Origin of the sequence: Massilia antarctica, assembly GCF_015689335.1 — a bacterium.
Classification (GTDB): domain Bacteria; phylum Pseudomonadota; class Gammaproteobacteria; order Burkholderiales; family Burkholderiaceae_D; genus Telluria_A; species Telluria_A antarctica.
Map to the genome: position 1 here is coordinate 199,750 of NZ_CP065053.1, position 23,201 is coordinate 222,950.

The 23,201-nt window shown below is 61.9% G+C and carries 23 protein-coding genes; 7 read left to right on the top strand and 16 right to left on the bottom strand.

The genetic code is table 11. The features are described 5' to 3' along the window. Positions 1-14: 14 nt before the first annotated feature. On the top strand, positions 15-860 hold the full coding sequence (locus IV454_RS00910; protein WP_206089786.1) for a transporter substrate-binding domain-containing protein: 846 nt from the start codon (positions 15-17) through the stop codon (positions 858-860). Between the two features lie 70 nt (positions 861-930). On the opposite strand, the gene IV454_RS00915 is transcribed toward IV454_RS00910, so the two are convergent. Further along, a complete protein-coding gene (locus IV454_RS00915; RefSeq protein ID WP_206089787.1) occupies positions 931-2,793 on the bottom strand; it encodes an amidohydrolase in 1,863 nt (620 codons plus the stop codon). Positions 2,794-3,117: 324 nt separating this feature from the next. On the opposite strand from IV454_RS00915, the gene IV454_RS00920 reads away from it, so the two are divergent. Then, positions 3,118-4,215 (top strand): M35 family metalloendopeptidase, encoded by a 1,098-nt coding sequence (locus IV454_RS00920; RefSeq protein ID WP_206089788.1) that lies wholly within the window; start codon positions 3,118-3,120, stop codon positions 4,213-4,215. 322 nt (positions 4,216-4,537) lie between these two features. On the opposite strand, the gene IV454_RS00925 is transcribed toward IV454_RS00920, so the two are convergent. The 6 genes from IV454_RS00925 to flhF all read right to left on the bottom strand — a co-directional run bounded on the left by IV454_RS00925 (position 4,538) and on the right by flhF (position 9,541). Then, positions 4,538-5,038, bottom strand: coding sequence for a hypothetical protein (locus IV454_RS00925; protein WP_206089789.1), 501 nt, complete (start codon positions 5,036-5,038; stop codon positions 4,538-4,540). Between the two features lie 120 nt (positions 5,039-5,158). Beyond that, positions 5,159-5,917, bottom strand: a complete 759-nt coding sequence (motD, locus tag IV454_RS00930; RefSeq protein WP_206089790.1) for a flagellar motor protein MotD — start codon at positions 5,915-5,917, stop codon at positions 5,159-5,161. 3 nt (positions 5,918-5,920) lie between these two features. Further along, positions 5,921-6,667, bottom strand: a complete 747-nt coding sequence (locus IV454_RS00935) for a flagellar motor protein (RefSeq protein WP_206089791.1) — start codon at positions 6,665-6,667, stop codon at positions 5,921-5,923. Next, on the bottom strand, positions 6,649-7,380 hold the full coding sequence (locus tag IV454_RS00940; protein WP_054264176.1) for an RNA polymerase sigma factor FliA: 732 nt from the start codon (positions 7,378-7,380) through the stop codon (positions 6,649-6,651). The genes IV454_RS00935 and IV454_RS00940 overlap by 19 nt, the downstream gene beginning before the upstream one ends. A 15-nt stretch (positions 7,381-7,395) precedes the next feature. After that, complete coding sequence (locus tag IV454_RS00945) at positions 7,396-8,178, bottom strand: MinD/ParA family ATP-binding protein (protein WP_370662701.1); 783 nt, start codon at positions 8,176-8,178, stop codon at positions 7,396-7,398. 37 nt (positions 8,179-8,215) lie between these two features. Further along, positions 8,216-9,541 (bottom strand): flagellar biosynthesis GTPase FlhF, encoded by a 1,326-nt coding sequence (gene flhF / locus IV454_RS00950; protein WP_054264178.1) that lies wholly within the window; start codon positions 9,539-9,541, stop codon positions 8,216-8,218. A 183-nt stretch (positions 9,542-9,724) separates the two neighbouring features. On the opposite strand from flhF, the gene IV454_RS00955 reads away from it, so the two are divergent. Both IV454_RS00955 and IV454_RS00960 read left to right on the top strand, forming a co-directional pair. Then, the gene (locus IV454_RS00955) at positions 9,725-10,021 is read left to right on the top strand and encodes a GIY-YIG nuclease family protein (RefSeq protein WP_206089792.1); all 297 of its coding nucleotides are present in this window, start codon (positions 9,725-9,727) and stop codon (positions 10,019-10,021) included. Positions 10,022-10,200: 179 nt separating this feature from the next. Next, entirely contained in the window at positions 10,201-11,376 is a 1,176-nt protein-coding gene (locus IV454_RS00960) for an IS4 family transposase (RefSeq protein WP_206087730.1), read from the top strand. 151 nt (positions 11,377-11,527) lie between these two features. On the opposite strand, the gene flhA is transcribed toward IV454_RS00960, so the two are convergent. Together flhA and flhB are read right to left on the bottom strand one after the other, a co-directional pair. After that, positions 11,528-13,612 (bottom strand): flagellar biosynthesis protein FlhA, encoded by a 2,085-nt coding sequence (gene flhA / locus IV454_RS00965; RefSeq protein ID WP_054264180.1) that lies wholly within the window; start codon positions 13,610-13,612, stop codon positions 11,528-11,530. Next, entirely contained in the window at positions 13,609-14,787 is a 1,179-nt protein-coding gene (gene flhB / locus IV454_RS00970; protein WP_206089793.1) for a flagellar biosynthesis protein FlhB, read from the bottom strand. The genes flhA and flhB overlap by 4 nt, the downstream gene beginning before the upstream one ends. A gap of 135 nt (positions 14,788-14,922) precedes the next feature. Here flhB and IV454_RS00975 point away from each other — a divergent pair, with 135 nt between their 5' ends. Then, a complete protein-coding gene (locus IV454_RS00975) occupies positions 14,923-15,435 on the top strand; it encodes a DUF6328 family protein (RefSeq protein ID WP_229521982.1) in 513 nt (170 codons plus the stop codon). A 64-nt stretch (positions 15,436-15,499) separates the two neighbouring features. Here the strand turns inward: IV454_RS00975 and IV454_RS00980 are convergent, their stop codons facing one another. Both IV454_RS00980 and IV454_RS00985 read right to left on the bottom strand, forming a co-directional pair. Further along, complete coding sequence (locus tag IV454_RS00980) at positions 15,500-16,498, bottom strand: fumarylacetoacetate hydrolase family protein (protein ID WP_206089794.1); 999 nt, start codon at positions 16,496-16,498, stop codon at positions 15,500-15,502. Between the two features lie 20 nt (positions 16,499-16,518). Next, entirely contained in the window at positions 16,519-17,235 is a 717-nt protein-coding gene (locus tag IV454_RS00985; RefSeq protein WP_206089795.1) for a pseudouridine synthase, read from the bottom strand. Between the two features lie 238 nt (positions 17,236-17,473). Here IV454_RS00985 and IV454_RS00990 point away from each other — a divergent pair, with 238 nt between their 5' ends. Then, the gene (locus tag IV454_RS00990) at positions 17,474-17,869 is read left to right on the top strand and encodes a hypothetical protein (protein ID WP_206089796.1); all 396 of its coding nucleotides are present in this window, start codon (positions 17,474-17,476) and stop codon (positions 17,867-17,869) included. Positions 17,870-18,021: 152 nt separating this feature from the next. On the opposite strand, the gene clpP is transcribed toward IV454_RS00990, so the two are convergent. Next, positions 18,022-18,636 (bottom strand): ATP-dependent Clp endopeptidase proteolytic subunit ClpP, encoded by a 615-nt coding sequence (gene clpP / locus IV454_RS00995; RefSeq protein WP_229521984.1) that lies wholly within the window; start codon positions 18,634-18,636, stop codon positions 18,022-18,024. Positions 18,637-18,795: 159 nt separating this feature from the next. Here clpP and IV454_RS01000 point away from each other — a divergent pair, with 159 nt between their 5' ends. After that, positions 18,796-19,488: a sigma-70 family RNA polymerase sigma factor gene (locus tag IV454_RS01000; protein WP_206089797.1), complete on the top strand. Its 693-nt coding sequence runs from the start codon at positions 18,796-18,798 to the stop codon at positions 19,486-19,488. Between the two features lie 392 nt (positions 19,489-19,880). Here the strand turns inward: IV454_RS01000 and IV454_RS01005 are convergent, their stop codons facing one another. The 4 genes from IV454_RS01005 to IV454_RS01020 all read right to left on the bottom strand — a co-directional run bounded on the left by IV454_RS01005 (position 19,881) and on the right by IV454_RS01020 (position 23,030). Beyond that, a complete protein-coding gene (locus IV454_RS01005; RefSeq protein WP_206089798.1) occupies positions 19,881-20,897 on the bottom strand; it encodes a S49 family peptidase in 1,017 nt (338 codons plus the stop codon). Positions 20,898-20,934: 37 nt separating this feature from the next. Beyond that, positions 20,935-21,315, bottom strand: coding sequence for a Rieske (2Fe-2S) protein (locus IV454_RS01010; protein WP_229521986.1), 381 nt, complete (start codon positions 21,313-21,315; stop codon positions 20,935-20,937). Continuing rightward, positions 21,312-21,971 (bottom strand): HAD-IA family hydrolase, encoded by a 660-nt coding sequence (locus IV454_RS01015; RefSeq protein ID WP_206089799.1) that lies wholly within the window; start codon positions 21,969-21,971, stop codon positions 21,312-21,314. Before IV454_RS01015 ends, IV454_RS01010 begins: the two co-directional genes overlap by 4 nt. A 66-nt stretch (positions 21,972-22,037) precedes the next feature. Next, complete coding sequence (locus tag IV454_RS01020; RefSeq protein ID WP_206089800.1) at positions 22,038-23,030, bottom strand: RluA family pseudouridine synthase; 993 nt, start codon at positions 23,028-23,030, stop codon at positions 22,038-22,040. Positions 23,031-23,201: the final 171 nt, after the last annotated feature.

Below are 23,201 nucleotides of genomic sequence, written 5' to 3' on the forward strand. Positions count from 1 at the left end.
CTCCCTGCTCCCTCATGTTCCCCGATCGCGGCTGTGCCTGCCTGTTTGCAGCGCTGCTGCTATCGCCGCCGGTGTGGGGCGCCGCTCCCGCCAGCGCCAGCGCGCGCGAGCACGGCCCGACCTTGCGCCTGTGCGTCGATGAACGCTCCCACCTGCCCTTCATCACCTCCGATGGCAAGGGAACGGCGGGCGAATTGATCCGCCTGGCGGCCAGGGAAAGCGGCGTGCAGGTGGTGTTTTATGGCGCGCCGGTGACACGCTGCCGCGAAGAAATTCGGGCCGGCGTGGCGGACGGCTTCCCGACCGCCCCCTACACTCCTTCCCTGCTCCCTTTCATGTCGTTTCCCATGCGTGCGGGCGTACCGGACGGCGCGCGCGCGGTCATGGTGGCGCGCGCGATGGTGTTTCGCCGCAAGGGCAGCGCGGTGGGTTGGAACGGCGAGCGGTTTACCGACCGGACCTTGCCCGTTCTGGTGCCGTTCGGCTCGGTCCTGCTGGTCGACCGCTTGCGGGCCATGGGTGTGCCGATGGATGACAAGGGCAAGACACTGGACCTGATCTTTTCGAAACTGGCCGCGCAGCGCGGCGATGTGGCCATTGGCGCCGAATTCAGCGGCCTGGACCACCTCGCCGAACCCCGTTTCGCCGATCAGCTCGAGATGCTGCCGCTGCCGTTTTCGCAAGAATCGTATTTTCTTGGCATCTCGAGCGCCTGGTACGGGGCCCACGCCGCCGAGGTCGAGCGCCTGTGGGATGCCATCGGGCGGATCGGCAAATCCGCCGCTTACCAGGATTTTTACCGGAAAGCGGTGAGCGACGCCACGCGCTTGCGCGACGCCGGGCTTGAAACGGTACAGTGAAGCCTTGCCTGCATCACCAAGCTGCGCATCAACACCTTGCCGGGATGGGGAAGCCTGCGCTATTTCCCGTTCATGGAAAGGCCGGACTTTGGTGCACAACCTTGCCGCCGACCACCGTCTGCAACACCTTGATGTCGGCGATCTCTTCATCCGGAATCTGGAAGAAATTACGGTCCAGCACGATCAAATCGGCCAGCTTGCCCACTTCCAGCGAACCCACCTGCCCTTCCTGGCGCAAGGTATAGGCGGCATTCATGGTGGCCGCACGCAACACGGCGGCGCGCGGCATGCCCGGCGCCGGGCCGAGTTTACCCGCGAACTCGGGACCGGCCGACGGCGCATTGGTGCGGGTCACCCCCACCTTGAGCGCGAACCATTCGTCGAGCGGATCGACCGGCCAGTCGCTGCCGAACACCACGCGCGCGCCGGCGTCGAGCAGCAGCGACTGCGGTTCGAGAATCGCGTAGCGCTGCGGACCCAGATAATCCTTTAGCCCGGCCACCGTATCCGGCGCAGGCTTACCCCACTGAAATGACAGCACGGCGCTCGCATCGAGCGCGGCAAAGCGGCCAAAATCGGCCGGATCGACAATTTCGGCATGCGCCAGGGCCGGACGCGCATCCTTGCCGGCAGGTGTGGCGCGCAAGGCCTCGACGGCGTCGAGCGTTTCGCGCACGGCGCCGTCGCCATCCACATGGACGTGGGCATCGATGCCGGCCGTAGCCAGCCCGATGACGATGGCTTTGAGCGCGGCGGGCGGGAAATAGGTCGGCGGCCCCTTGCTGTCGCCCGGCACCCAGTGCGGATGCTGCGGCGTGCCGCGGTCCACATAATAGGGCGCCAGCATGGTGCCGGTCAGGGCCGGCGCGGCGATCACGCCATCCATATAGAGCTTGGCGTGGCGCACGCGCATGGAGGGAGCGACGCCGTTCTTGTCCTGGTGATAGCGCCTGACCATCTTGAGCACGGACGCAAGCGCGCGGGCCGGATCGGCGCCGTCTTCTGTCGCCACTTCGGCCGCGAAATGGGCGCGCGCGCTCAGCTTGCCCTGGCGCTCGATGGCGGCAAAAGCGGTGAAGATTTCCTGGTCACTGCTGGCGTCGAAAAAACTCGTCACGCCCTGGCGCCCCAGCGCTTGCATGGCGAAGGTGGCGGCGCTGATGTTTTCGGCCGGGGTGGTCTTCGGCAGCAGCTTGTCGACCAGCTCCATGGCCGCGTCTTCCAGCAGCCCGGTCGGCTCGCCGGCGGCGTCGCGCACAATCTTGCCGGTAGCCGGATTGGGTGTTGCCCGCGTGATGCCGGCCACTTCCAGGCCACGCATATTGACCAGGTTGGAGTGGCCGAACGAGGAACGCACCACGACCGGGCGCGCGGTGTTGATCGTATCGAGCGTGGCGTGGGTGGTTTCCACCCCGGCCGGCAGCATGCCTTGCTCGAACCAGTTCACCACCTGCAGCCATTCCTTGACGCCTTTGCTACGGCCTTCCTTGTCGACGCAGGCCTGGATACGCGCCTGGAACTGGGGCACGGTCAGCGCTTCGTAGTTCAGATTGCAGTGCAGCAGGCGCTTGCCGCCGGACAGGGGATGCATGTGGGCATCGATCAGGCCGGGCATGAGCATGCGTCCCTGCAAGTCGATAATGCGGGTGCGCTTGCCGGCCAGGCGGGCGGCGCCGGTATTGTCGCCCACGTAGACGATGCGCCCGGCGCGCACGGCCAGGGCTTGCTGCACGCTGTCACCGGCATCCACGGTATAGACATAGCCGTTACGGTAAATGGTGTCGGCTGCCCCGGCGACGGCGCGCGGCGCGCCTGCGTGAACGCCGGACCAGGCGCACGCCAGTGCCAATGCGGCGGCGCGCTTTCTCCAGACAAGCACAGCGTGCGGCGCGCGTATGGCGCCACCCGGCAGCCGGCAGTTCTTGTTCGTCATCATTTTCCCCTTTGCTCAGTTCACACCATGCGCCACGGCGCCCGCATACCCACTTGCCCGCAGCATGGGACAGCCACGCCAAAATTTAACATTATTGTTAAATATCGATTGAAATTTTTTCCCGCAACAAGCTTGATTTCATTGAGGGAATTGTGCGAAAGCACATTCTTTTGATAATAACAATGATACGTTCAGAATTTGCCAGAAGTACACAATTACCGATGAATATGTATGTCCTGTGCCGGTTCCCCGTGTAACGATGGGTTGTTGAGGCCGCTTTTGGCCCGGCACTCAGAACAAGCACATTCACTCACGGAGAACTGTATGAACTGGAATCACTTGGTAAAAGCAAGCGTCGGTATCGTAGCAGCAGCAGCTTGCCTGGTAGCACAGGCAGGGTCGAACGGGGTGACTGTCAGCCTGACGCCGGAAAAAGCGTCGCTCGGCAAGGAAGACGATGTCGTCATGCGCGTCACCATCACCAACACCTCATCCAAGCCGCAATACGTGCTCAAGTGGCACACGCCGTTTGCCGGGGTCGAAGATCACCTGTTCGACGTCACCCGCGACGGCGTGGCCGTGCCTTACCAGGGCCGCCATTACAAGCGCCCTGCCCCGACCGCCAAGGATTACTACCTGCTCAAGCCGGGCGCCTCGCACACGTCCAAGGTCGAGCTGTCGGCGCTGTACGACATGAGCGTGACGGGCGACTACGCGGTGCGCTACCACGCCGCCTCGCTCAACCTGTTCAATTCTCCGCCGGACGGCAACAGCATGACCATGAGCACCGAACGCGAGATCGGCGAGATCGAATCGGCGCCGGTATCGTTGTGGATTGACGGACGGCTCGACCGCGGCACGGTGGCAGCCGATCCGGTCGAACTGGCGTCCCGGCAGCAACAGGCGGGAACGGCCGGCATTTCGTTCTCCAGCTGCAGCTCAGGGCAGCAAAGCTCGATCAATTCGGCCATCTCGGCGGCCAAGACCATGGCCAACAGCGGCGTTACCTACCTCAACGGCAACCTGCAAGGCAAGCGCTACACGAAATGGTTCGGCGCGAACAACTCGAGTCGCTACTCGACCGTGAAGACGCACTATGCCAACATCAAGAATGCGCTCGACACCAAGCCGATCGTGGTCGATTGCAGCTGCAAGGAATCCTACTACGCCTATGTGTATCCGACGCAGCCGTACAAGATCTACGTCTGCAACGCCTTCTGGTCGGCTCCAACGTCGGGCACTGATTCCAAGGGCGGCACCCTGGTGCATGAGCTGAGCCACTTCAACGTGGTCGGCTCGACCGATGACTGGGCGTACGGCCAGTCGGCCGCCGCCAGCCTGGCGATCAGCAATCCGACCAAAGCCATCGACAATGCCGATTCGCACGAATATTTCGGCGAAAACACCCCGTCGCTGCCGTAAGCGAGCGACCTGCAAAAACAGCCTGGCAGCGCGAGCGGCCAGGCTGTTTTTTTATGGTTCGCAGGCCTCCCCCCGCATTCGGGGTCTGACCTCAATTAAGAAATATTTCTTAATCGAGGTCAGACCCCGGTTAAGAAAGATTTGGCGGGAGCATTATTGTTCCGCCGGCTGCGCCACCTGGGTGTGCGTGAACACCGTCGACCCCGGCTTCATCGCCACCGGATCAGTCAGGTGCTGCAAGTCGCATTCGGGGTCTGACCTCAATTAAGAAATGTTTCTTAATCGAGGTCAGACCCCGGTTAAGAAAGATTTGGCGGGAGCATTATTGTTCCGCCGGCTGCGCCACCTGGGTATGTGTGAACACCGTCGACCCCGGCTTCATCGCCACCGGATCAGTCAGGTGCTGCAAGTCGGGCACGTAACTTCCTGTATGGCTGAGCTGGTAGCGGTGCTTGCCGGGAAGGAAATCATACGAGCGGGTGATGTCGATGGTGTTGCGATGCACGCCGTTCGGCTCGACCTTCACATAGTCATCCGGCCCCGGCGGTGCACGCTTGACCACCGGGCCCATGTAATTGACCGGCGCCGCACTGCCCGCCACCTTGATATCGAACTCCGGCCCGAACAGTTGCTCGCTGGCGTAGATGACCTTCCACAGGTAGATCGCTTGCGCCGTTTTATTGCTTACCGTCAGGGTCACCAGCACCTTGCCGCCGCGCGAGGCCACCGCGATTTTTTCGTTCACGCCGTGCATCGGTTTATCCTTCGCATAGGCCAGTCCCAGCGCCATGATCATCAACACGCCCGCCACTGATCGTTTCATCGCCATGCTCCTTGTTCTCGTCGGCCCGGCTGCGCTTGTCCATCGACGGGGCCGGGTCGCCCGTCTGTGCCGCACTCAGCCATTGTGCCGCGTTTCGCGCATCAGGCCAGCCCGTTTGGATCAACGGGTCGGAATCTCGGTCGTGGTATCGGGCAGCGCCGACAAGATCGTCACCGCCACGCGCCGGTTGCGCGCGCGGCCTTCGGGCGTGTCGTTCGGCGCGACGGCAATATTGGCGCCGTGCCCGACCACGGTCAGGCGCGCCGGCGCCACGCCGCTGTCGATGAACAGGCGCACCACGCTGCTCGCGCGCACCGCCGACAATTCCCAGTTCGATGGAAACAGCGCGTTCCTGATCGGGGTCGGGTCGGTATGGCCTTCGACCTGCACCGCATGCGGGTCGTCCTTGAGCAGCACCGCCAGCGCGCGCAGGGCCTGGTCCGAGGCTGGCGTGAGGGCGGCGTCGCCCGGATCGAACAGCACGCTGGCATTGATCTCGACGCTCACTCCGCGGCTGTTCTGGGTCACCCGCACCTTGCCTTCCCTGACCAGCGGGGCCAGGGTCGAGGTGAGCTTTTGCGCAAGGCTGGTCAAGCGTTCCTTTTCGCGCCGCATGGCTTCGGCGCGCCGCTTGACGAGCGGGTCTGGCAGCACGATCAGCTGCGGCACGTTGCTGCTGGCGACACTGGCCGTGCTCTTGTCCTTGCCGCCGAAGGCGTCGCCCAGGGACACGGAAAACACCTTGTACTTGCCTTCGTTGACGACCGAGATCGCGTACATCACCACGAAAAAGGCGAACAGCAGGGTAATGAAATCGGCGTACGAAATGAGCCAGCGTTCGTGATTTTCGTGCTCGGCTTCGTATTTTTTGCGCGCCATGGCTCAGGGCCGCGAAAGCAGGCAGGCGACCCGCTCTTCAATCACGCGCGAATGGTCGCCGCTGGCGATGTCGTGAAAGACATCGGTCAGGATTTCGTACTGGGTCACCCGTTCGGCGACGATGGACTTGAGCTTGTTGGCGATCGGGTAGAAAAACATATTCGCCAGCCCGACCCCGTACACGGTGGAGACGAAGGCCACCGCGATGCCGCTGCCCAGCTTGCCAGGGTCGCTCAGGTTTTCCATCACGTGGATCAGGCCCAGCACCGCACCCAGGATGCCGATGGTGGGCGAATAGCCGGCCGCCGATTCCCAGATTTTCACCGCCTGGCGCTCGCCGAATTCGTAGGCCGTCACTTCCATCTCCAAGAGGCTGCGCAGCTTGTCGGGGGCGATGCCGTCGACCACCAGGCGCAAGCCTTTCTGCACGAATTTATCCTTGTTCACGGCCATGTATTTTTCCAAGGACAGCAAGCCGTCGCGGCGCGCGTGCAAGCCCCACACGGCGATCTCGCGCGCCAGGGCGGCGCGCTGGCTCGGGGGCGGCGAAAACACCCAGCGCAGCATGCGCACGCCGCGCATGAAGGTGGGCGCTTCGCTTTGCAGCAGCACGGCGCCGGCGGTGCCGATAAACACGATGGCGAACGCGGCCGGCTGTACCAGCGAGGACAGCTTGCCGCCCTCCAGCCCCTGGCCGACCAGCAGACCGGCCAGCGCCAGGAAAATCCCCGCTACGCTGGCCCAGTCCACGCCTGCTCCTTCAGGGACGCCCGCAGGCGCGCGACCGCCTGGGTATGCAATTGCGACACGCGCGATTCCGATACACCCATGACGGCCCCGATCTCTTTCAGGTTCAGTTCTTCTTCGTAGTACAGGCCCATGAGGATTTTTTCACGCGGCGGCAAATTGTCGATGGCGTCGATGACGGCCTGGCGGAAGTCGCCGTCGAGCAGGCTGCGCAGCGGATCGGCATCGTCCACCGCATAGCGGTCGAGGAAGCTGTCGTTGCCCCCTTCGTTGTCGTGGAAATCTTCGTAGTACACCAGCTGGTGGCCGCCGCCGTCGGTCAGCATGTCCTGGTAGTCGGCCAGGGACAGCTTGAGGCTTTTGGCGACTTCGGATTCGGTGGGCGGGTGGCCCAGCTTTTGCTGCAGGGTGCTCATCGCCGTTTCGATCTTGCGCATGTTCTGGCGCATCGAGCGCGGCAGCCAGTCGCTGCTGCGCAATTCGTCGAGCATGGCGCCGCGGATGCGCAGCACGGCATAGGTCTCGAACTGGGCGCCGTGGGTTTCCTCGTAGCGGGTAATGGCGTCGAGCAGGCCGATCATGCCCGCCTGGATCAGGTCGTCGACTTCCACGCTCGGAGGCAGCTTGGCCTTCATGTGGTGGGCGAGCCGCTTCACCAACGGCATGTGCTCCGTCAGTAAATGGTTCTTGTCCGCTTTCCCTTTGACGGTGTACATAGTTATCAGTATGTTTTAAGAACCAAAATGGGAAGTCCCCCCTGTCCTGCCAAGTTGCGGCATGGCCGTCAGGGCAAAGCGCCCCGCCAGCTGGCGAAATGCCACCGACGCGCCGGCCAGCGGGAACGCATCGACCACGGCCCTGCCCAAGCGCGCGGCCCGGTGCAGGTATTCGTCCGCCGGGACCGAGCCCATCGACGTGAGCTGTACGGCAAGGTAACGACTTGCCGCAGATGACATATTATCGTATACCACCTTGGCTTCGGCTTCGGATGCGCCCGTTACCAGAATTCCGAACGGACGGCGCCCCAACTGTTGCGAAAGTCGCTTGATAAGGGCGTACGCGGCCGTGATCGAGGCGGCGCTGGTGGACACCTGGACCACGATTTCGGCGCTGTCCATGACCGGCACCGGGAAACTGTCGTCGTCGCCGAATTCGCCGTCGACGATGACGATGCCGGTCTGCTTGACCAGCACGTCGAAGGTCTTGGCCAGGCGCCGCGCTTCGTCCGGGCCGCCGCGCGCGCGCGCCATGCTGACCACGCCGAAGCCTTGCGGCACCTGGTGGATGATCTGGTTCAGCGCGCACTGCTGGCGCGCCACCTGCAACAGGCTGGCGCGGTCGGCCACGCCGAGGCGCTGGGCCACGCCGTATTCGCGGTCGCAGGCGTCGACGATGAGCACGTCGTTGCCGGCCCGGGCCAGGGAGGCGCCCAGGTTGACCAGCATCGCGCCCTTGTCGTCTTGCGGGGTGGCCGAGAGAAAGGTGACGATGCGCGGCTTGGGCCCGGCCAGCATCCGGCGCAGGCCTTCGGCCTGGTCGAAATCGAAGTGGTTAGCCAAGGGACACCTCGCGCAGGCTGCGGTCGTTGCGGGCGGTGCTGGTATTGGCCATCAGCAGCGGCAGTTCGGCGTCCGAAAACTGGGTGGCGGCGAGGTCGCGCTTGAGGCGGAAGGCGCGGTCGACCAGCATGTTGCGGTCGGCCAGGTGCAAGTCTTCCGGCACCCTCTGGCCGTTCGAGACGTAGAACAGGTTCAGCTTCTGGCGGATCACGACGTCGAGCACGTTGCCGATCGAGGCCGCTTCGTCGAGCTTGGTCATGATGCAGCCGGCCAGGCCGCTGCCCTGGTAGGCGCGCACCACTTCGTTCAAGGTTTCGTTGGTCGAGGTCGAGTTCAGGCACAGCAGGCGCTTGACGTCGGCGCCGGTCTCGGACAGCATCGCCACCTGTTCGGCCACGTTCTGGTCGCGCTGGGAGACGCCGACGGTGTCGATCAGCACGGTATGCTTGTTGCGCAATTCCTTGAGGGCGATGCGCAGGTCCGATTCATCCTTGACCGAGTGCACCATCACGCCGAGGATCTTGCCGTAGATGCGCAGTTGTTCGTGGCCGCCGATACGATAGGCGTCAGTGGTGATCAGGGCCAGTTTTTCCGGGCCATGGCGCATCACGCAGCGCGCGGCCAGCTTGGCGGTGCTGGTGGTCTTGCCCACGCCGGTGGGGCCGACCAGGGCGAACACGCCACCCTTTTCCAGGATTTCATCTTCGTTCGAGATGGTGGAGAGGTTGCGCGCGAGGACGGTTTTAATCCAGCGCAGGCTGTCGGCGGCATCCTTGCCGGCCGGGAGTTTTTCGATCAGGTAGCGCGACAGGCTGGCCGAGAAACCGGCGGCCAGCATGTCGCGCAGCACGCCGGCTTTTTGCGGCTCGCGCTGCTGGGTGGTGCCCCAGGCGATCTCGGCCAGCTGGCTTTCCATCAAGCCACGCATGGCGCGGATTTCATTCATCATGCCCGACATTTCGGCGCTGGCGCTGTCCTTGGCCTGGGCCATGGCTTGCTGCATCATCGACGACATTTGCGAGGCCATCATCGACATGTCGAACGATTCCGGGGCGGCGTAGGCCGGCGCCGGCGCGGGCACGCTGCGGCGGTTGGCATAGGATTCGGGCGGGATCGACAGGGATGGGCGCGGCTGGGCCATCTCGGTTTCGTGGGCGGGCGACGAGATCGAGGCGACGTCGTCGCTGGCGAGGGCGAGGATTTCGACCACGCCATCGACCGGTCGGTTGGACAAGATGACGGCATCGGGGCCGAGCGCTTCGCGGACCTTGCGTAGTGCATCGCGTGATGTTGCGGCCGTAAATTTTTTGACATTCATCGCCAACTCCTGGGTTCCTGCTGGGTGCACTCACATGAGGCACTGACAGGATCCATTATTGACGATGCAGTTTGGAAATGATCGAGGGAGGAGGATGGTAAAAGGGGTTCATTTCGGAGGAGCTGCCGCGCGCGTTTGATCGGGATGGGTGGGGCGGTGTTCTCATGCGGTCAAGATGCAGGGATGGACAGGTACAGCTTTGTGTATATTCTCGCCAGCGATCCGTACGGCACCTTGTATACCGGGGTCACCTCGGATTTGGTCAAGCGCGTCTGGGAACATCGCAACGCCGTTGTGGAAGGTTTTACCAAACGCTACGATGTGCACAAGCTGGTCTGGTATGAAATGCACACGGACATCATGGAAGCGATCAAGCGGGAAAAACAGATCAAGAAATGGCGGCGTAACTGGAAGGTGAATTTGGTGCAGGCTGGCAATCCGGCTTGGCGGGATTTGTATCTGGATTTCACCGCGGATTAAGAGACGTAGTCGCCCGTCACCGCCGTTCCCGCCACCACCGTCGTTCCCGCCACCACCGTCGTTCCCGCGAAGGCGCACTGCTGTCCGGAATAAAGTGGGTTGACAACGTTAAAAGGGTTGCAGGTATTGGTTTACGAGGGTTAACCTCTGTTTGCCAACTTAAAAACCAAACCTGCAACATGTTCAGCATAACTACTTTTCAGCGTTTAATGAAGGGGCTCCCGCGAGGAACCTTCGCTCAACTAGTCGAACGGCACAATGCCGACAAATATTGCAAGAAGTTCGGGCATTGGGATCATCTCATTGCCATGCTCTACGCGCAGATCAGTGAGGCGAAGGGGTTGCGACCACTGGAGACTGGCTTCAACAGTCATGTCGCGCATCACTACCATCTTGGTACGTCAGCGATCAAGCGCTCCACCTTGGCTGACGCCAATGAGAATCGATCTGACACGGTGTTTAGTGATACCGCTGCCTGGTTGATGGGGAAGGTGTCGCGTAAGCTGCGCCAGCAAAGCAATGATCTGATGTATTTGCTTGACTCCACCTCGTTGACGTTGAAGGGACGGGAGTTTGAGAGGTGGACGCCCGAGAATAGCACTCGCAATACGCAAGGCTTGAAGCTGCACGTTTTGTATGATGCCCATGATGCAATCCCTGTCTGGCACGACATTAGCCACCCCAACGTCAATGACGTTGAACGGGCAGTTGACGTACCGCTCGAAGCGAACGCGCTCTATGTATTTGACAAGGGCTATTGCGATTTCAATTGGTGGAAATCCATTGACGAGGCCAACGCGCGCTTTGTTACTCGTTTCAAGAACAACGCCGCTGTCAACGTCCTGCAGAAATCGGACATCCCTGCTGATGATGCGCACATCGTGCTCAGCGACGAAATCGTTACTTTCAAGCACAAACGGCTCGGCGGAAAACGGATCAATCTCTACTTTGGGAAGCCTTTGCGCCGTGTCATCGTGGCGCGGCCGAACAAAGATACGCCCATCGTTCTGGCTACTAACGACTTCGACAGTAGTGCCATGGAAATTGCCCAGCACTACAAAAAGCGCTGGGCAATCGAGCTGTTCTTCAAATGGATCAAGCAGCACCTCAAGATCAAGCAGTTCCTCGGACGATCTGAAAACGCGGTCCGGATTCAGATACTTACCGCTCTCATCAGTTATTTGTTGGTTGCACTGTTCAACGAGTCCAACCGTGTGAAACGGACCCTGTGGGATTGCCTTTGCTTCGTCCGCGCAACCCTATTTCAACGTACGGACACCGAAGATTTACATGATCGCCGACGACGACAAGCGGCGCACGAATTCGCAGAAATTCAAGGATGCCTCTTCTCGTGAGCGCGTCAAGAAAATTATTCCGGACGACAGTGCGCGAAGGCGGGAACCCAAGTTCGTAAATCCGCTCGCAGCTTCGGTAAAAACTTGGGTTCCCGCCTTCGCGGGAACGACGGGGTATGTGCGGCACTGGGGAACGACGGTGGGTGGTTTCTTACTGCCCCCCCACCAAACTGGTCACATGAATCGTCTTGGTCTCCGGAATCTCGGCATGCGACAGCACCTTCAACTGCGGCAGAGCCCGGCGCAGGAAGCGCGACAGCATCGCACGCAACGGCCCCGGCACCAGCAGCACCGGCGTCAAGCCCAACTGTTCCTGCTGCGCGGCAGCCGCGCCGGCCTGCTGCGCAATCGTATCGGCCAGGCCCGGTTCGATCCCGGCGCCATCGCCATTCGTCCCCAGCGCCTGCATCAACAGCCGCTCAAGCCGGTTATCCAGGGTCATCACCGACAATTCATTCGTCCCCGGGAACAACTGCTGCACAATCGCCCGCCCCAGCGCAATCCGTACCACGGCGGTCAGATCGGCCGGATCCTGGGTCTGCGTGGCATATTCGGCCAGGGTTTCGATCACGGTCCGCATATCGCGGATGTGCACGCCTTCGATCAGCAAATTCTGCAACACTTTCTGCAAGGTCGACAAGGACACCAGCTTCGGCACCAGGTCTTCCACCAGCTTGGGCGCTTCCTTGGCCAGATGGTCGAGCAGCGCCTGTACTTCGGCCCGGCCCAGCAATTCCGATGCGTGCGTCGTAATCAAATGATTCAAGTGCGTTGCCACGACAGTACCGGCATCGACCACCGTATACCCCATGCTCTGCGCTTCGTCGCGCAGACCGGCATCGATCCATACCGCCGGCAAGCCGAACGCCGGATCGGTCGTCACCAGGCCGGCCAGGTTGCCGCTGGCCATGCCCGGATTGATTGCCAGGAATTGCCCGTTCATCGACTCGCCGCTGCCCACTTCCACCCCCTTGAGCGTGATGCGGTAAGCCGACGGTTTCAACTCCAGGTTGTCGCGGATGTGCACCGGCGGCGCCAGGAAACCGACTTCCTGGGCAAACTTCTTGCGAATGCCTTTGATGCGCTTGAGCAGCTCGCCGCCCTGGGTCTTGTCGACCAGCGGAATCAAGCGATAGCCCACTTCCAGACCCAGGGTATCGACCGGCATGATGTCTTGCCAGCTCGCTTCTTCCTGCTCGGGCGCGGCCACGGGCGCCGGCGCTTCGACTTCGACCGGCGGCGGGGCCTTGGCTTTCTTGTTGATCATGTAAGCACTGCCGCCGAGCGAGCCGGCCAGCAACAGGAATACCAGATTCGGCATGCCAGGAATCAAACCCATGCCGCCGATGATCGCGGAAGTGATGTACAGCACTTCCGGCTTGGCGAACAATTGGTTCATCAGCTGGGTGCCGATGTCATGCTCGCTGGCCACGCGCGAGACCACGATACCGGCCGCGGTCGAGATGATCAGCGAGGGAATCTGTGCCACCAGGCCGTCACCGATGGCCAGCAGGGTGTAGGTCTTGGCCGCTTCGGCAAAGCCGAGGTCGTGCTGCAGGATGCCGACCAGCAACCCGCCGATAATATTGATGACGGTAACCATGATGCCGGCCACCGCATCGCCACGCACGTATTTCGAGGCACCATCCATGGCACCGTAAAACTCGGCTTCCTGGGCCACTTCGGTACGGCGGCGGCGCGCTTCGTCTTCGGGGATCAGGCCGGCATTGAGGTCGGCGTCGATGGCCATCTGTTTACCAGGCATCGCGTCCAGGGCGAAACGGGCCCCCACTTCGGCGATACGGCCGGCACCCTTGGTGACGACGGTAAAGTTAATAATGGTCAGAATGATAAACACGACGATACCGACCGTGTAGTTGCCACCAATCAGGAAGTGACCGAAGGCTTCGATCACTTTACCGGCCGCGGCGCCGCCGGTGTGGCCTTCGGTCAGCACCACGCGGGTCGATGCCACGTTGAGCGACAGGCGCAGCATGGTCGACACCAGCAGGATGGTCGGAAACGCCATGAAGTCGAGCGGCTTGACCGTGTACAGGCTGGTCAGCAGCACGATGACCGACAGCGCGATGTTGAAGCTGAAGAACACGTCCAGCACGAAGGCCGGCAGCGGCAGGATCATCATCGCCAGCAGCATGATGATGATGGCCGGCGCCGCCATGGCGTTGCCGCCACCTTTCATTCCACGAATCCAGGACGGCATGTTCAAGCGATTCATGGTGTGGCTCCGTTCTTCGGTTCAGGTTTGGTGTGCGATGCCGGGTCATGCGGGTCGAGCTCGGGCGGTACGCGCAGCCTGGTCGGCCGGTCGGGGTAAGTTCCGCCATCCTTCTTGTAGGCGCGCAGCTGGAACACATACGCCAGCACTTCGGCCACCGCCGAGTACAGCGCTTCCGGAATCTCGTCGCCGATCTCGGTGTGCTTGTGCAGCGCACGGGCCAGGGCCGGCGCTTCCAGCATGGCCACATTGTTTTCCTTGGCCAGTTCGCGGATGCGGGCCGCCACTTCATCGCTGCCCTTGGCCACCACGCGCGGCGCGCCGCGCTGGCCGTCGCCATACTTCAGCGCCACCGCATAGTGGGTCGGGTTGGTGACCACCACGTCCGCGGTCGGCACGTCGGCCATCATGCGGCGCTGCGACATCTCGCGCTGCATCTGGCGGATCTTGCCCTTGATCTGGGGATTGCCGTCCGACTCTTTCGACTCCTGGATCATTTCCTGGCGCGTCATCTTGAGCTTGTTCGCGTAGTGCCAGATCTGGTACGGACCATCGATCGCGGCCACGATGCCCAGACCGCCGACGATCGACAGGAACGCCGAACCGATCAGGTTGACCATGTGGGCGCTGCCGCTTCTCAAAGGCTCGACGGCCAGGCCGATCACGGCGTCTCTCTGGCTCATCACAACCATCCAGGCCACGGTGCCCACCACGATGGTCTTGGCGAGGGCCTTGAGCAGCTCGACCAGCGCATTGGTGGACACCATATTGCTCAGCCCGCGGATCGGGTTCAACTTGTTGAAATTTGGCATGAACGACTTGCTGCTGAACAGCCAGCCGCCGATCAGCAGGGGGGACGCCAGCGCCACCACCATGACCGCCGCCGCCAGCGGCAGGCAAGCCAGCATGACTTGGGCGATATCGCTGGCCACGCGCAGGATCATGGCATTGGGATCGAAGATTTGCTCGCGGCTCATGGCCAGGCCGGACACCATGGTCGCGTTCAGCTGGCGCACGATGCCGGCGCCGAAGAACCACAGCATGCTGCCGGCCGTCATCAGGACCGTAAACGTGGCCAATTCGCGCGAGCGCGGCACGTCGCCTTCTTCGCGCGCCTGCTCCAGGCGCTTGGCTGACGCTGATTCGGTCTTTTCTGCGTCGCTTTCGTCTGACATGCCAGGCTCCCGTTAAAGATGCCATTATTCGCGACATCGCCCCGCGACGATCCACCGATTAAGGCGGCAAACAGGGCTTAATTCGGGTGGTGGCAGGCGAACGCGGGCGCGTGACGGGCTCTCGTATAATTAAAAATGATCAACATTTACCCGATGACCATGAATTCGCTGATTCCGCCCGATTCCCAAGAACCGCTGGCCGCGGCCGACCTCAAGGAGGATGGTGACTTTTCCGACATGCTCAGCGAGCAGCGCATCCTGCTGCCGGGAGCGCAAATGCTGACGGCGTTCCTGATCATCCTGCCATTCAATGGCGGTTTCCGCCAGATCGTACAAACGGAAAAGATCGTTTTCCTGGCCACCTTCGTGCTGGCGCTGACCAGTCTCGTGTTGCTGAGCGCGCCGGCGATCCAGCACAGGCTGATGCGCCCCCTCAACGACCGCGCCCGCTTCAAGCGGGTCGCGACCTGCCAGATCGTGGCGGGCGCGTTCACCCTGGCGCTGGCGCTGATCCTGGCGACCAATCTGGTGATTTCCGAGGTGTTCGGCACCGTGGTGGGGCTGGCGATGGCAGCGACGATCGCCACCTTCATTGTATGTTTATGGTGGCTGTTGCCTGCCTATTTGAAGCGGATGCACGGATTTTAGTGAGACTTGACCGCCGTTGCCGCTCCGGCGCCGCAGCGCGGCCGGGCCAGCGGAAGGGTCGACCTTATCGGCTCTTCTTCGCTTCGGCCTGCTTCACCGTTTGCTCGATCGCTCCGAACACGGACTTGCCTGCCCCATCGAGCATCTCGATCCGGATGGTGTCGCCAAACAGCATGAACGGCGTGCTAGCCACGCCATCTTCGATCATTTCCAGGGCACGCTTTTCGGCAATGCAGGAATAGCCGCGCTTGGCGTCCTTGTTCGACACCGTGCCGGAACCAATGATCGTCCCGGCGCGCGCGTTACGCGTTTTGCATAAATGTGCGAGCAGTTGCGCGAAGTTGAACACCATATCCACGCCGGCATGCGGCTGGCCGACCAGCTTGCCGTTCCAGGTCGAGCGCAGCGGCAGGTGTACCTTGGCCTCCTGCCAATGCTCGCCCAGCTCATCGGGCGTGACCGCCACCGGCGAAAACGACGATGCCGGCTTGGACTGCAAAAACCCAAAGCCCTTGGCCAGCTCGGGCGGAATCAGGTTGCGCAGCGACACATCATTCACCAGCATCAGCAAGCGGATCTGTTGAAACGCCTGGTCCGGCGTGCTACCCATCGGCACGTCGCCCGTGATCACGGCCACCTCGGCCTCGAAATCGATGCCCCACTCCTCGTGCGCGAGCACAATGTCGTCCATCGGCCCGAGAAAATCGTCGCTGCCGCCCTGGTACATCAGGGGGTCTTCCCAGAACGAGGCCGGCATCTCGGCATTGCGCGCCTTGCGCACCAGCTCGACGTGATTGACATACGCCGAGCCGTCGGCCCACTGAAAGGCGCGCGGCAGCGGCGCCATGCAGTTGGCGGGATCGAAATCGGCACTGCGCGAGGTCCGTCCGCTATTGAGCATCTGGTACATATCGCTCAATTGGGGCGAGATGAACGCCCAGTCATCGAGCGCCGCCTGCAGGGTCGGCGCGATGGCGTCGGCCACGTGCACTGTCTTCAGGTCGCGCGAGACCACCGCCAGCTGGCCGTCGCGGCTACCGTCCTTGAGTGTGGCTAATTTCATAATTTATCCGGAGTACGGGTTCAAGCCGGCACCAGCAAGTCCAGCTTCGCCTGGTCCAGATAGCACCACTCGCCTTCGGCCAGGCCCAAGGATTCCAGGGTCAGCTGGCCGATGGCGGACCGGTGCAGGGCGCCGCAATGGTTGCCGGCAGCGGCGAGCATGCGTTTGACCTGATGGTATTTGCCTTGTTCCAGCACGATTTCGAGCTGGTGCTCGCCGCGCTGGACACAGCTGAGCGCCGCCAGCGGCGCCGGCTCGTCATGCAGTTTGACGCCGGACAGAAGTTGCGCAATCAGTTCAGGCGTCACGGGGTCTTGGGTGGTGGCCTGATATATCTTGGGGATGTGTCGCTTCGGCGACGATTGGGTGTGGATAAACGGGCCGTCGTCCGACATCAGCAGCATGCCGGTGGTGTCGTGGTCGAGCCGGCCGACCGGCTGCACGTCGCGCCAAGTGAATTGTTCCGGCAGCAAGGTCAGCACGCCGGGATGATGGCTCGGCTTGCGCGAACACTCGACATTGACCGGTTTGTGCAGCGCGATATACACATGTTCGCGGTACACCCATTCATCGTCGAAGATCGTCATGACCAGCCCATCGGTGTCGATGGCGGTCTTGTAGTCGGTGTAGGGGGCGCCATTGATGACGACTTCGCCGTCTTCAATCAGGGCGCGGCAATATTTGCGTGTGCCGAAACCCTGCGATTGCAGGATGCGGTCCAGGGATAATTTACTCATGGGCGAGACTTTACCAGATGCGCTCATGAGCGGATAGGAATGCGCTGAGTGCTTTGTAGGATAACTACCCGTGTGGTGGCGCGTTAAGGAAGAGCCCTCACGCATCTTTGACACAGATCAAGAATAGCAAGAACCGGCTTGTTAAACTGAAACTTCAGTAGGAATCGGCCTAACGCCACCTGCGGATGCTTACTGTAACACTAGGATAATTGAATAGGCCAACATGATGAGGACCAGGATGCGCACCATTACTTCCGCCGCCACGCAATTGAATACCGCCGACTTCCTGGAATCGGCCGCCGACAATCTTCCAGACAATCCGCTGGCCCAGTCGGCGCTGGAGACGACGCGGGATGCGATAGCGCGCTGGACCGGCGGCATCCACCTGCCACGCATGCTGGTACCGGGCATGGTGCGCGTGTCGCCGCAGGCGCGCTGGTATGCGCAGGCCAACAATGGCTTCCAGGAATGGCTCAGCCAGGGTGGTTTCGGACAGGGTTTCGATGACGATACGGCGCACGCCAGCAGTGCCGATTGCGCCGGCGCGCCCGCCCTGGATGTCGACAGTGCGCAACGCAGGGCGGAACGCCTGCGCACGGTCGACGCCGACAGCCGCGACGCCTGCATCGATTAATCCGGGTCGGCAGGCTCCCGCCCGCCACCCTTGAGCGCGCCGGCAGGCCCGCGGTCCGGCCCGATGCGGATGCCCCGCTGCGCCGATAACCGCCATCGCGGACCGGCCGCCGCCAGCCTCCCGTCATGGCGATCGGCCGGACACAGGTCGCTTCAACTACCTTGGCGCGTCGCCAGCACCTCGTCGATCAGGCCGTATTGCGCCCCTTCCTGGGCCGACATGTAATGGTCGCGGTCCGAATCCTTCTCGATTTGCGCCAAGGTTTGTCCGGTGCGTTCGGCATAGAGGGTGTTGAGGCGGTGACGCAGGTACAGCACCTCGCGCGCCTGGATCTCGATGTCGGCGGCCACCCCTTGCGACCCGCCGTGCGGCTGGTGGATCATCAGGCGGGCATTGGGCAAGGCGTAGCGCTTGCCGATCGCGCCCGCCGCCAGCAGGAAGGAGCCCATGCTGGCGGCAAACCCCGTGCACAGGGTCGACACGTCCGGTTTGATGAACTGCATCGTGTCGTAGACGGCCATGCCGGCATACACGGAGCCGCCCGGCGAATTGATGTAGAGCGAAATATCCTTGTCGGGATTGTCCGATTCCAGGAACAGCAATTGGGCGACGATCAGGTTGGCCGATTGTTCGGTCACCTCGCCCACCAGGAAAATCACCCTTTCTTTCAGCAGGCGCGAGTAAATGTCGAAGGCGCGCTCGCCGCGTCCTGTTTGTTCGATCACGGTGGGCACCAGGCCGAGCCCCATTGGAAAATTCGAAGTCATAAGCGTTCTTTCGCGGTAGAGTTGAATCGCTGAGTCGATTCTGCCCGCTTGACGCTCCGGCCCGGCGCCGTGTGACAAGAAAAAAAAAGATCGCTGGCCTGTCACATCCGGGCCGTGCCGGGCGTCATGTGGCACCCGCACCCTCACAGGAGATTCCCGATGCCGCACACGACCGATACCGACGGCGCCTTGTTCGAACAGCTCCGGCCGCGCCTGCAAGCGATCAGCCGCCGCATCGTCGGCAGCGCGGCGGAAGCCGAGGATATCGTGCAGGACTGTTTTCTGAAATGGCAAGACGCCGAACAGGCGGCGCTGGCAACGCCGGCGGCCTGGCTGACCACTGTGGTGCGGCACCAGTCGATCGACTGCCTGCGCCAACGCGCCCGCGCTACCCTGGCCGCGCGCGCCGCCCTGGAACTGGTGCCCGATGTGGCCCCCGCGCCGCCGGAACAGGGCTTGCTGCGGCGCGCCGAACTGGGCGAGGCGCTGGCCCGCTTGCTGGCCTGCCTGTCGCCGTCCGAGCGCATGGCATTGATCCTGCATGAGGTGTTCGAACGCGACCATGCCGGTATTGCGGCGGCGCTCGGCACAAATACCGTGAATGCACGCCAATATCTGGCACGCGCGCGGCGCCGCCTGCGCGAGGACCAAGCCGAAGCGCCGGCCGGCGACAAGCTCTGCCGCGAGCTGATCCGCCGCTTTCAGGCCGCGATCAACGGCCTGGACATGCCGGCAATGGTGAGCTTGCTGGGCGAGGAACAGCCTGTGGCGGTGCGCCAGTCGCCGCGACTGCCGGTGCGCGCCGGCGCCTGTGCCAACGATGCCTCGTACGGCATTGTCATGACGGCTTAGGTTTCAGGCATCAGGTGGCGCGGCCCGCGCGTCCCTGGAAAGAAATTACCCATGCTGAGTTAGTCGTCGCGGGATTCGCCGACGGCGCCGTCCAAGCCATCCGGCCAGGCGATCGCCTATCGATAAGATGGCGGAATGGACAACGGTGGGAATAACATCGGGTGGATGGAAAACGACGGCTTTACGCCGCCGTTTCCATGTCCCCAAAAGAGGACTTCATGCGAGGAATTGTAATTCTCTCTATGCCGCATCATGATGCGGTTAGTAGTTCATTTCAAACAATATGCTGCCAACACACGCTTTACTTTTTATATCGGCCTCCCGTGGAAAGAACTACAGGTCTAATATAGAACACCTGCCCGAACTTTCAAGGAAAATATTTGCCGGCGCGGTTAACGCAACGCTGGCCGTGCCGATGGCCCCAGGGTGTTGACCATCCCCGCGCCGACCGACGCGCCGAATTTTTTCAGCACCCGCTCCGGCAAACCTTCATGCGCCGTGTAGTCGACAATATCTTCCGCCTTGACCACGTCGCGCGCCGTCGTCTCGACCGTGCCGAAGCCGTCGGCCAGGCCCATTTCGACTGCCTTGGCGCCACTCCAGAACAGGCCGGAGAAGGTCTCCGGCGTCTCTTTCAGGCGCTTGCCGCGCCCGGTGCGCACCACGGAAATGAATTGCTGGTGAATCTCGTTGAGCATGGCCTGGGCATGCGCCTTGTGCTTGTCGGACTGCGGGCTGAAAGGGTCGAGGAAGCCTTTGTTTTCCCCCGCCGTCAGCAAACGCCGCTCGACTCCGAGTTTCTCCATGGTGCCGGTAAAGCCGAAACCGTCCATCAGCACACCGACCGATCCGACGATGCTGGCCTTGTTCACAAAGATCTTGTCGGCGGCGGCGGCAATATAATAGCCGCCGGAGGCGCAGATTTCATCGACCACCACGTACACCGGCTTGTTGGGATACGCTTGTTTCAGGCGCAGGATTTCATCGACGATATTGCCCGCCTGGACCGGACTGCCGCCCGGGCTGTTAATGCGCAGGACCACCGCCACCGAACCGGCATCGGCAAACGCCTTGTTCAAGGATGGAATCACCACGTCGGCCGAGCCGCTGCCGTCCGATTCGATGCTGCCCTCGATTTCAATCAGCGCGGTATGGCGCCCCAGCGCCTCGCCATCGGAACCAGTGAAATCGAAATCGAAAAACGCCCACAGCCCGAAAAACGCCAGCCCCAGAAATGTCATCTTGAAGAAAATGCCCCAGCGGCGCGTGGCGCGCTGTTCGCGCACCGTGGCAAAAACCAGCTTTTCCAAGGTGTCGCGTTCCCAGTTGCCCATGGTCGGTGCCGCTGCCGCTGCCGGTGCTGCTGCCGGCGTAGTTTCCTTGGATTCGCCGAAAGTGTTGTCGCTCATAAATCGCTTTACGTAATAGGGTGTCGGTACTGCATCGTCACGCCGCGGGCGGCTTGATGAACTCGTCGGGTTGCCAGTAAATCTGCCCGTCTTCCTCGCGCACCCCGATCGGGCGCAGGCGGCCGCCCTTGCACGGTCCGCCCGCGCAAAAACCGCTTTCCGGCACATAGATGGCGCCGTGGGTCGAACACATCAGGTACAAGCCGCTCGACTCGAAGAACTCGCCTTCGGCCCAGTCCAGCTCGATGGGAACGTGGGCGCACCGGTTCAGGTAGGCATACACTTTTCCCCTGTGACGCACCACGAAGCCGGTGGCCTTGTCGCCGAAGGCGCGCACGCCAAACCGCACGCCGCGTCCGCCTTCGAGCACCTGGTCGGAACCGCAGACAAGCACGCCGCCAGCCTGGTCCGCCATCATGCGTTCTCGCTCAGCCAGGTGCGCAGCTGGGCCACGGTTTCGGCAGAGTAGAGGGGATTGCAGGCGCTCAGCTGCTCGTGCGGATGGGCACCGTACTGCACGGCAATCCCGGCCGCGCCGGCGTTATTCGCCATCAGCAAATCGTGGGTGGTATCGCCGATCATCACGGTACGCTTCAGATCCTGGCCCAGTTCCCGGGTCAGTTCCTGCAGCATGGCCGGATGCGGCTTGGAGAATGTCTCATCGGCGCAACGGGTGGCGTCGAACAGGGACAGCAGGCCGACCGCGTTGAGCGAACGGTTCAGGCCAACCCGGCTCTTGCCGGTAGCCACCGCCAAAAAGTAAGCTTCCTGCGAAAGTTCGGTCAACATCTCGCGAACGCCGTCGAACAGCACCAGTTCGTGGTCTTTCGACAGAAAGTGAAAACGGTAGCGCTCGACCATGCGGGGGTAGAAAGCGGGGTCGATATTCGGCATCACGGCCTGCATCGCTTCGTGCAAGCCCAAGCCGATCACGTGCGAAGCGGCATCGTCGCGCGGAATCGGCAAGCCGAGGTCCTTGGCGGCGGCCTGGATGCACTTGACGATGGTGGACGTGCTGTCCATCAAGGTTCCATCCCAGTCGAAAACGATCAGATCAAATTGCTTACGTGCCATGTATTGCGGCCGCTTGTGGCGGCCGGCTCCTTCCAGGATTGATCAACGCGGTCTGGTCTCGCGAGACTAGCGCGGTGCTGAGTTCAGCGGTTTCCCCAAGCTTACCAAGAAACGTTCGCATTCTGCGGGCAACGGTGCATTTATCGTCACGTCCTTGCCGGTTTCAGGATGGGTAAACGTAATCTGGTGCGCATGCAGGAACATCCGCTTGAGCGCGCCGCGCCTGGCATCGGCTTTGAGCAAGACCCGGTTTAACGCGAAATCGCCGTACTTGTCATCGCCAACGATGGGAAAGCCCGACGATGCCAGATGAACGCGAATCTGGTGAGTACGCCCGGTTTTCAGCTCGGCTTCGAGCAGGGCGAACTTGTCGAACTTGCGCAGCAGGCTGAACACGGTGTGCGATTCCATGCCGCCCGCCTGCACGCAGACGCGGCGCTCGCCGTCCGCCGTGGTGAACTTGTGCAGCGGCAGCTTGATGTGCTGGCGCGCGTTTTTCCAGTCGCCGTACACCATGGTGAGGTAGCGCTTGTCGGTCAGGCCGTCGCGCATCTGCTCGTGCAGGTTGGTCAGGGCCGACCGTTTCTTCGCCAGCAACAGCAAGCCCGAGGTTTCGCGGTCGAGCCGGTGCACCAGTTCCAGGAACTTGGCATCGGGCCGGGCCGCGCGCAACTGTTCGATCACGCCGTAGGACACGCCCGAGCCGCCGTGCACCGCCACCCCGCAAGGCTTGTCGATGATGAGCAGGTGCGCATCCTCGAACAGGATAGGGAACTCGGCGCCCGGCACCACGGCGGTCGATTTCTCGGCCACCCGTACCGGCGGAATGCGCACCACGTCGCCGCTTTCGAGCCGGTACAACTGGTCGATCCGGCCCTTGTTGACCCGCACCTCGCCGGAGCGCAGGATGCGGTAAATATGGCTTTTCGGAACGCCCTTACAGACCCGCAACAAGTAGTTGTCGATCCGCTGTCCGGCTTCTTCTTCGGTAATTGTGACAAATTGGGCTTGAACGGGGGCCTGTGATGAAGGGGGAACAACATCGTTTTGCATCTTCATTTGCTCTGTCTTCCCAGAAATTCTCTCTAAGTCCTTCATTTTGAATATATAATCGACAGGCGGCGGTCAAACCTCTGCTGGTGTAAGAATTAAAACGATATTTTACACAGGGGCGTCTCCATCGGCCCCGCCAAATTGCAAATTCGATGGAAAAAATGTGTACGCACATCC